This is a genomic window from Mycobacterium sp. E2497 (assembly GCF_001668695.1).
GTDB lineage: Bacteria > Actinomycetota > Actinomycetes > Mycobacteriales > Mycobacteriaceae > Mycobacterium.
The window spans coordinates 1-8,457 of sequence record NZ_LZKD01000173.1 but is presented as its reverse complement, the minus strand read 5'-3'; the positions used below and the strand labels follow the sequence as shown (position 1 = coordinate 8,457).

Annotated in this window: 11 protein-coding genes; 8 read left to right on the top strand and 3 right to left on the bottom strand. The window is 66.6% G+C overall.

What is annotated here, in order from left to right; genetic code table 11:
- The 8 genes from A5713_RS15795 to A5713_RS15760 all read left to right on the top strand — a co-directional run.
- Window positions 1–397: amidohydrolase family protein (locus A5713_RS15795; RefSeq protein ID WP_156751905.1), on the top strand; the 397-nt coding region annotated here is incomplete at its 5' end.
- Window positions 398–530: 133 nt separating this feature from the next.
- The gene (locus tag A5713_RS15790; protein ID WP_068096867.1) at window positions 531–1,697 is read left to right on the top strand and encodes an acyl-CoA dehydrogenase family protein; all 1,167 of its coding nucleotides are present in this window, start codon (window positions 531–533) and stop codon (window positions 1,695–1,697) included.
- Between the two features lie 146 nt (window positions 1,698–1,843).
- Window positions 1,844–2,992: a thiolase family protein gene (locus tag A5713_RS15785; RefSeq protein ID WP_068096864.1), complete on the top strand. Its 1,149-nt coding sequence runs from the start codon at window positions 1,844–1,846 to the stop codon at window positions 2,990–2,992.
- A gap of 116 nt (window positions 2,993–3,108) precedes the next feature.
- Entirely contained in the window at window positions 3,109–3,702 is a 594-nt protein-coding gene (locus tag A5713_RS15780; RefSeq protein WP_068096861.1) for a TetR/AcrR family transcriptional regulator, read from the top strand.
- A gap of 17 nt (window positions 3,703–3,719) precedes the next feature.
- Window positions 3,720–4,226 carry a hypothetical protein gene (locus A5713_RS15775; protein WP_068096858.1) on the top strand — a complete coding sequence of 169 codons (507 nt, stop codon included), beginning with the start codon at window positions 3,720–3,722 and terminating at the stop codon, window positions 4,224–4,226.
- Window positions 4,227–4,336: 110 nt separating this feature from the next.
- Window positions 4,337–5,608: a cytochrome P450 gene (locus A5713_RS15770; protein ID WP_068096854.1), complete on the top strand. Its 1,272-nt coding sequence runs from the start codon at window positions 4,337–4,339 to the stop codon at window positions 5,606–5,608.
- On the top strand, window positions 5,605–5,802 hold the full coding sequence (locus tag A5713_RS15765; RefSeq protein WP_068096852.1) for a ferredoxin: 198 nt from the start codon (window positions 5,605–5,607) through the stop codon (window positions 5,800–5,802). The genes A5713_RS15770 and A5713_RS15765 overlap by 4 nt, the downstream gene beginning before the upstream one ends.
- 60 nt (window positions 5,803–5,862) lie before the next feature.
- Entirely contained in the window at window positions 5,863–6,096 is a 234-nt protein-coding gene (locus tag A5713_RS15760) for a DUF1330 domain-containing protein (RefSeq protein WP_231980446.1), read from the top strand.
- A 6-nt stretch (window positions 6,097–6,102) separates the two neighbouring features.
- Here A5713_RS15760 and A5713_RS15755 read toward each other — a convergent pair whose 3' ends face one another.
- From A5713_RS15755 to A5713_RS15745, 3 genes are all read right to left on the bottom strand, one after another.
- The gene (locus A5713_RS15755) at window positions 6,103–6,303 is read right to left on the bottom strand and encodes a ferredoxin (protein WP_066957765.1); all 201 of its coding nucleotides are present in this window, start codon (window positions 6,301–6,303) and stop codon (window positions 6,103–6,105) included.
- 11 nt (window positions 6,304–6,314) lie between these two features.
- Window positions 6,315–7,520 (bottom strand): cytochrome P450, encoded by a 1,206-nt coding sequence (locus tag A5713_RS15750; protein WP_068096846.1) that lies wholly within the window; start codon window positions 7,518–7,520, stop codon window positions 6,315–6,317.
- A gap of 112 nt (window positions 7,521–7,632) precedes the next feature.
- Entirely contained in the window at window positions 7,633–8,433 is an 801-nt protein-coding gene (locus A5713_RS15745) for an NAD(P)-dependent oxidoreductase (RefSeq protein WP_082972982.1), read from the bottom strand.
- Between the last annotated feature and the right edge of the window lie 24 nt (window positions 8,434–8,457).

Below are 8,457 nucleotides of genomic sequence, written 5' to 3'. Positions count from 1 at the left end.
CCGCGACCACTTCCTGACCTGCTTCATCAGCGACAAGGTCGGTGTGGCGCTGCGCAACATGATCGGCATCGACAACATCTGCTGGGAAGCCGACTACCCGCACAGCGACTCGATGTGGCCGGGCGCACCGGAAGAGCTGTGGGATGTGTTGTCGATCAACAACGTTCCGGACGACGAAATCAACAAGATGACCCACGAGAACGCGATGCGGTGGTATTCGTTCGACCCGTTCACGCACATTTCGCGCGAACAGGCGACCGTCGGTGCGCTGCGTAAGGCCGCCGAGGGGCACGACGTGTCCATCAAGGCGCAGGGCCACGACAAGGACACCCGAGGCGGCTCGTCCTTCGCCGACTTCGCGGCGAACGCGAAAGCCCTCACCGGCAACAAGGACTGAGGCCCGACCGGACCGGGCCCGGGTGAGCTGCGTCGAAATTGCGCTCAAGGTCGCCTTTTTCGGCACTTGACGACCACCACGGCAATCTCGCCGCCAGCAATGAACAGGAGATCCAGCAGTGCCCGGCGCCGGAATGAACTTCGAGCTGACTGACGACCAGGAACTGATCCGCCGGTCGGTCGCCGAGCTGGCGCGCAAGTTCGACGATCAGTACTGGATGGAAAAAGACCAGGCGCACGAATTTCCCTCCGAGTTCTACAACGCGATCGCCGGCGGCGGCTGGCTGGGCATGACCATCCCCACCGAGTACGGCGGACACGGCCTCGGGATCACCGAGGCCACGATCCTGCTCGAGGAGGTCGCCAAGTCCGGCGGCGCCATGAATGCCGCCAGCTCGATTCACCTGTCCATCTTCGGCATGCAGCCGGTGGTGGTGCACGGCTCCGACGAACTCAAGGCACGCACGCTGCCCAAGGTCGCAACCGGGGAAGTGCATGTCTGCTTCGGGGTGACCGAACCCGGCGCGGGGCTGGACACCTCGCGCATCACCACCTTCGCCAAACGCGACGGCGATCGCTACATCGTCAACGGCCGCAAGGTGTGGATCTCCAAAGCCATGGAGTCCGACAAGATCCTGCTGCTCACCCGCACGCAGAGCTACGAGGAAGTCACCAAGAAGACCGACGGGATGACCCTGTTCATCACCGATCTGGACCGCAGCCGCGTCGACATCCGGCCGATCCGCAAGATGGGCCGCAACGCCGTCAGCTCCAACGAGTTGTTCATCGACAACCTCGAGGTGCCGGTCGACGACCGAATCGGCGAGGAGGGCAAGGGCTTCCAGTACATCCTGGACGGCCTGAACCCGGAACGGATGCTGATCGCCGCCGAGGCGCTCGGCATCGGCCGGGTGGCGCTGGACAGGGCGGTGAAGTACGGCAACGAGCGTGAGGTCTTCGGCCGGCCGATCGGAATGAATCAGGGCCTGCAATTCCCGCTCGCGGACTCCCTGGCACGCCTCGATGCCGCCGAGCTGATGCTGCGCAAGGCGACCTGGTTGTACGACAACGGGAAACCGTGTGGGCGCGAGGCGAACACCGCGAAATACCTGTGCGCTGATGCGGGTTTCACCGCCGCCGACCGGGCGTTGCAAACCCATGGCGGCATGGGGTACGCGGAGGAATACCACATCACGCGCTACTTCCGCGAGGCCCGGCTGATGAAGATCGCGCCGGTGAGCCAGGAGATGATCCTGAATTTCCTGGGATCCAACGTCTTGAAATTGCCGAGGAGCTACTGAGAGTCGGCTTCGGACTCGCCGAGCGTGTACCCACTGCGACATTTTCGAGATCTTCTCGCCGTAGTAGACGTTCGGCGATCCGCGCGCAGGCCGTCGAGGCCGGCAACGTTTACTGGGTGTCGAAGTAGAGGGATCGGAGGAGAGGCATGCGGGAAACAGTCATCGTCGAAGCCGTGCGCACCGCGGTGGGGAAGCGCAACGGCGGCCTCTCCGGGATGCACGCCGCCGACCTGTCGGCCGTTGTCCTCAACGAGCTGCTGGAGCGCGCCGGCGTCGGCCCGGAGATCGTCGACGATGTGATCTGGGGATGCGTGTCCCAGGTCGGTGACCAGTCCAGCAACATCGGGCGGTACGCCGTTCTGGCCGCCGGCTGGCCGGAGACCATCCCCGGCACCACCGTCAACCGCGCGTGCGGGTCGAGCCAGCAGGCCCTCGACTTCGCCGTGCAGGCGGTGATGTCCGGCCAGCAGGATGTCGTCGTGGCCGGCGGTGTCGAGGTCATGAGCCGCGTCCCGCTCGGTTCGGCCAGGGCGACCGGCATGCCGTACGGCCCGAAGGTCCTCGCCCGCTATGACGGCTTCTCCTTCAACCAGGGGCTGTCGGCGGAGATGATCGCCAAGAAGTGGGGGTTCTCCCGCACAAGGCTCGATGAATATTCCGCCCGGTCGCACGAACGGGCCGCGGTGGCTCAGGACTCCGGCGCGTTCACCGACCAGATCGTGCCGGTGTTCACCGATGACGGAACGGTCGTCGCCGCGGACGAGGGGGTGCGGCGGGGGACCACGGTGGAGAAACTCAGCGGACTGAAGCCGGCGTTCACCGAGGACGGCGTGATCCACGCGGGCAATTCGTCGCAGATCTCCGACGGTGCAGCGGCCCTGCTGGTGATGACGGCCGAGATGGCCGTCGAGCTGGATTTGACCCCGGTGGTGCGCTACCTGGCCGGCGCCGTGACCGGCGCGGACCCGGTGCTGATGCTCACCGGTCCCATCCCGGCGACCGAGAAGGTGCTCAGGAAGGCCGGCGTGCCGCTATCGGAGGTCGGCGCGTTCGAGGTGAACGAGGCTTTCGCGCCGGTGCCCCTGGCGTGGCTCGCCGAAACCGGGGCGGACCCCGAGCGGGTCAACCCGCTCGGCGGCGCCATCGCGCTGGGCCACCCGCTGGGCGGGTCCGGGGCGGTGCTGATGACGCGCATGGTGCACCACATGCGCGACAACGGGATTCGCTACGGGCTGCAGACCATGTGCGAGGGCGGCGGCACCGCTAACGCCACGCTCGTCGAGCTGGTGCGATAGCGCCGGCGTCCACACGCCGAAATCGACCCCTCGGGTGAGCCTTGTCACAGCGGGCAAACTAACCTACTGTGTGTTCACTAGGTTGGTTCGGTCCGCCGATCGGTCAAAGGAGTCCGGTGCCCGACGCACGGCGATACGACGCGCTGCTCGCCAAAGGCGAGGACCGCAAGCAGCGCATCCTCGCGGTCGCGCAACGGCTGCTGACGCGCAACGGCTGGCGCAGCACCACCCTCGCCCAGATCGCGGGCGAGGCGGGGGTCACCCCCGCGGGGCTGCTGCATCACTTCGAATCCAAAGAGCAATTGCTGCACGCGGTCCTCGACGCGCGCGACCTCGACGACGACCTCCACGCCGACCGGACCGGCGATCTCTTCGCCCAGATCGCCCAGGTCGCCGATCGGTTCAACCGGGCGCCCGAGCTGGTCGGGACGTTCACAGTGTTGCTGGTCGAGAACATCCTTCCCGACGCTCCGCTGCACGACCGGATGCTGGCCCGGCATCGCGCCGCGACCGACATCATCGCCGACCTCATCCGCCGCGGGCAGGCCGATGGCCGGTACCGCGCGGACATCGACCCCGCCGTCAAGGCAGTGGAAATTCTCGCCTTCGTCCACGGAATGGAAACCACATGGTTGCTCGATCCATCGATACCGCTAACCGAGGTGTTCAAGCAGTACGCCGAGACGCTGGCGCGGGACTTCGCCCCGTAGAAGAGCCGCGTGAGGACATGAGATACCGACTCGACGTGGTCGCCGCGACCGTCGACGACGCGGTGCGGTTCGCCGGCGGCTGGCTCTTCGACCGGGCGATGGCGGGTTGGGACGTCAGCGTGTTGGTCGCCGACCATCCCGACGATCGGCCGTTGCAGATTCTCGGTTCCCGGGTGGTCGACCTCGAAGAGGCCCTGGCGTCGGTGCATTCGCGTCCTCGGCCGCAGGCCCTGGCGGCCGCGGCCGATCTGTTCGGGTGCGACGCGCGGGTGCGGCAAGGGGTGTTGCAGGCCCTCGATCACGGGGTTACCGAGGTCACGCTGTGGGGGGAGGGCTGGCCGGCCGAGCTCGACGACAGCGTCGGCCTGGTGCAGCACCGGCTCAGCATGGCCGCTCACATGTTCAAGGCCCAGGCCATGGCGGCCGCCGCTCTGCCTCTCGCCGGGCTCGGTCACGTCGAGACCTTCCGCAGCGGGTTGCTGGCGTGGCCGTCGGTGGCCGCGGATCTGGTTCCCGCCAGCTGAGCCGCGTATCGGCGCAGTGCCCCGTCGTTGACGGCCGGCATGCCCTATGGAAATGTGATACTCATCTGCGAGAGGTGCGTTCTCACTAGCTGAGATTCAAGGAGCGGAAGATGGCGAACGAATTCTCCGAGTTGGACTTCTTCCGCGGCAGCGAGCTGATCGAGGACCCATACCCCTACTACGAGGCGCTGCGCCAACGGTGCCCCGTCACGCGGGAGAGCCATCACGACGTCACCATGATCACCGGTTGGGACGAGGCGTGCGCCGTGCTCAACGACGCCGAGACGTGGTCGTCGTGCATTTCGGTCACCGGTCCGTTCCCCGGCTTCCCGGTAGCGCTGGAAGGCGACGACATCACCGAGCTGATCGACAAACACCGCGACGAGCTGCCGTTCAGCGACCAGCTGCCCACCCTCGACCCGCCGACCCACACCAACCATCGCTCTCTGCTGATGCGGCTGATCACCCCGAAGCGCCTCAAGGAGAACGAGGACGCCATGTGGGTCCTCGCCGACCAGGTGCTCGACACGTTCCTCGCGCCCGGCCGCGGCGACTTCATCAAGGGCTTTGCCGGCCCGTTCACGCTGCTGGTCATCGCCGACCTGCTCGGCGTGCCCGAGGAGGATCGCGACAAGTTCGTCCAGGGCATCCGCGACCACTCGGGTGGCGGCGTAGGCGGCACCAAGGGCTCACTGGCGCACAGCCCGCTGGAATTTCTCTACGATCTCTTCTCCGACTACGTCTCCGACCGCCGGCGAGAGCCGCGCGACGACGTGCTGACCGGCCTGGCCACCGCCACCTACCCGGACGGCTCGACCCCCGACGTCGAAGACGTGGCCCGGGTGGCCAGCAACGTCTTTTCGGCGGGCCAGGAGACCACCGTGCGGCTGCTGGGTGCGGCCCTGCAGACGCTCGGCGAGCGGCCGGACATCCAGGCGCAATTGCGCAAGGACCGCAGCCTGATCCCCAACTTCATCGAGGAGTCACTGCGCCACGAGAGCCCCGTCAAAGGTGACTTCCGGCTGAACCGGGTGCCGGTCAATGTCGGCGGCGTCGACCTGCCGGCGGGAACCACCGTGATGGTGGTGCAAGCGGCCGCCAACCGTGATCCCCGTCGGTTCGAAGACCCAGCGACCTTCGACCCGGCCCGCAAGAACGCCCGGCAGCACATCTCGTTCGGGCGTGGTATCCACAGCTGCCCGGGCGCCCCGCTCGCGCGCGCCGAAACGCGGGTGGCGATCGAGCGGCTGCTCGACCGGACGGCGGATATCAGGATCGACGAGAACGTGCACGGCCCGGCGAACGACCGTCGCTACCAATACGTTCCGACCTACATCCTGCGCGGCCTGACGGAGCTGCACCTGGAGTTCACGCCGGCATGAAAGTCACCGTCGACGACCAGCGCTGCCGCGGCCACGGCGTCTGCACGACGCTCTGTCCGGAGGTCTTCAGCCTCACCGACGACGGATACGCGGAGGCGATACCATCCGATGTCCCAACGGACTTCGAGGCGGCCACCCGAGAGGCGATCGAGTGCTGCCCCGAGCAGGCCATCAGCACAATCGAATCCAGCTAAGGAGATTCAGTGGCCAAGGGATATGTCATCTTGACGGAGGCCATCAAGGATCCGAAGGGCATGAAAGCCTATGCCCGGGCAGCCGGTTCGGCGATGGCCGGCGCCACCATTCTGGCGGTGGACACCGCTCCAAGGGTGATCGAGGGCAGCTGGCACGGCGACCAGACCGTCGTGCTGGAATTCGAATCCGTGGACGCGGCCCGCGCGTGGTACGAGTCCGAGGGCTATCAGAAGGCGGCGAAACTGCGGCAGGCCGCGGCCGACTGCAACGCCGTCATCGTCGCCGGGTTCTGACCGCCGTTACTCGCCCACGATGGAGATGGCCTGCCGGGGGCACTGGCGAACGGCCTCGCGCACGTCCGCCTCGTTCTCCGGGGTGACTTCTTCCTGCAGCACGGTCAGCATGTCGTCGTCGCCGAGGAGAAAGATCTCCGGGTTGATGCCCATGCAGACACCGTTGCTCTCGCAAAGCCCCCAATCGACTTCGATTTTCTTCGTCACGGCAACCCCCTTTACTGAAGCACCTTGACGGGCACGTTCTTCCAGCCCGCGACGTTCTGCATGGTTACCCGTTTGCAGCCCGCCCAGTCCACCTCGTAGCGCGGCATGAAGTCGAGGAGCCGCTCCAGCGCGATCCTGCTTTCCAGGCGTGCCAGCGCGGCGCCGAGGCAGCTGTGAATCCCATACCCGAGCCCGAGGTGCTGGGCCTCGGTCTGGTCACGCTCGATGTCGAAGGTCTCGGCGTCGGTGAAGGCCTCCGGGTCGCGGTTCGCCGCAGCGCCGCAAAGGAACACCGGCTTGCCGGCGGGAATCACGCCACCACTGACGTGCGCCTCTTTGAGCGTGTAGCGGACGTTGTACTGCACCGGCCCCTCGTAGCGCAGGAGCTCTTCGACCGCCCCGGGTATTTTGTCGCGGTCGTCCTGCAGCATCTGCCACTGGTCGGGGTGCCGGGCGAAGATCACCGCCGCGTTGCCCATCAGTTTCGTGACGGTCTCGGCGCCCGCGCCGCCCAAAAGCGTCGCAAAACCGGTGATTTCGATGTCATCGAGCTTGCGCAGCTGGCCGTCCTCGCCCGGGATCTCCGCCGCGATCAACCGGCTGATCATGTCGTCCTGTGGCTCCTGGCGCCGCTCCTGCACCAGGCCGAAGTAGTACATCGCCGCATCGATGTTGGCCTGCATGCCGGCTTCGTTGATCTCGATCTGGCCCGGTTCGCGAGACAGGCTGGTGTCGATCCAGTGCCGCACCTGCTGGCGGTATTCCTCCGGCACCCCCGCCATCCGGGTGATCACTTCCACCGGGAACGGCCCGGAGAAGTCCTGCACGACATCGAAGTTCTCGGGGTCGGCGGCGCCCAGGTACTTGTCGATCACCTCGATGATCGTCTCGCGCTGCGATTGAATGGCCCGGGGGGTGAACGCCTTGTTGAGCAGGCTGCGCATGTGGCGGTGTTCCGGCGGGTCCATGAAGATGATCGACTTCTGCTCGGGGGCTACACCCCGGCGCACCATCGCCAGGTCGCAACCGCGCGCCGAGGAATACGTCTCGAAGTCCTTGAATGCCGCCGCGACGTCCTCGTGACGGGTCAGCGCGTAGAAATCCTCTTTTTCGTCGTAGTACAGCGGCGCTTCCTCGCGCATCCGTCGATAAATGTCGAACGGGTTGTTGAAGTAGTCCTCGGAGTACGGATCGAAGACGAGCTTCGGTTTTGTCACTGAATCCTCCTCAGCGGCGAGGGCGGGCTGCAACCGTTACAGCCGAGTCGTTGACTGTAACGGTAACGGTAATACTTTCGTGACGAACCGGAAAGACCGAAACGCCAAGTTCTCAAGCCCTCTTCGCGACGTCGATGGACTCGAAGACGTCGTCGAGCGCGCCCAGGTCAGCGCCGAGTTCCGCGCTGGTGCTGCGCACGACGGCCATGTCCTTGTGCACGAATTCTCCGGCGGCCTCGATGAACGACGCGACCGAACCCGCCGCCGCCACCAACTCCAGGACGCGGCTGGTCGAGCTGCCGTGCGTCAGCGCGGTCAGCAGCGTCGGCTCCGGCACCCCGAGCCGTTCACCCCATCGCACGGCCTGTGCCAGCAGCCCGATGTGCCCCGCGAACAAGGCGTTGTTCACCAATTTCACCACTTGTCCACACCCGCGGGCGCCGACGTGCAACACCGGGTCGCCGTAGCACTGCAGCACCGGCCACGCACGCGCCACCGCGTCGTCGGCGCCGCCCACGAACAGCGTGAGCCGGCCGGTCGCGGCGTCGTGCGGGCCACCGCTGACCGCGGCGTCGATGACGTCGACCCCATCGGCGCGCGCGGCGAGGTCGTCGATGGTCGTCGGGCTGGCGGTGGTGTGCACCACCAGCGCCGAACCGGGCGGCATGGCGGACAGCAATCCGCCGCCCAGACACACCTCCCGCACCTGTTGGTCGGAGAACACGCAGAGCACCACGATGTCGGCCCGCGACCCCGCCTCGGCGGCGTCGTGGACCGCACGGGCGCCGAGCCGCTCGAGATCGCCCCGCTTTTCGGGCGTTCGGCCCAGCGCCCTGACGTCATGGCCGGCCTCGACCAGACGGGCCACCATGGGCCGGCCCATCCGCCCGACACCGATGAACCCGACCCTCACGGGGACCTCATCGGGAAGTGCCCA

Excerpts from the sequence above, each read along its gene's own strand:
- A5713_RS15765 (WP_068096852.1), top strand. The coding sequence starts at position 5,605 with ATGAAAGTCACCGTCGACGACCAGCGCTGCCGCGGCCACGGCGTCTGC.
- A5713_RS15775 (WP_068096858.1), top strand. The coding sequence starts at position 3,720 with ATGAGATACCGACTCGACGTGGTCGCCGCGACCGTCGACGACGCGGTG.
- A5713_RS15785 (WP_068096864.1), top strand. The coding sequence starts at position 1,844 with ATGCGGGAAACAGTCATCGTCGAAGCCGTGCGCACCGCGGTGGGGAAG.
- A5713_RS15770 (WP_068096854.1), top strand. The coding sequence starts at position 4,337 with ATGGCGAACGAATTCTCCGAGTTGGACTTCTTCCGCGGCAGCGAGCTG.
- A5713_RS15790 (WP_068096867.1), top strand. The coding sequence starts at position 531 with ATGAACTTCGAGCTGACTGACGACCAGGAACTGATCCGCCGGTCGGTC.
- A5713_RS15760 (WP_231980446.1), top strand. The coding sequence starts at position 5,863 with ATGAAAGCCTATGCCCGGGCAGCCGGTTCGGCGATGGCCGGCGCCACC.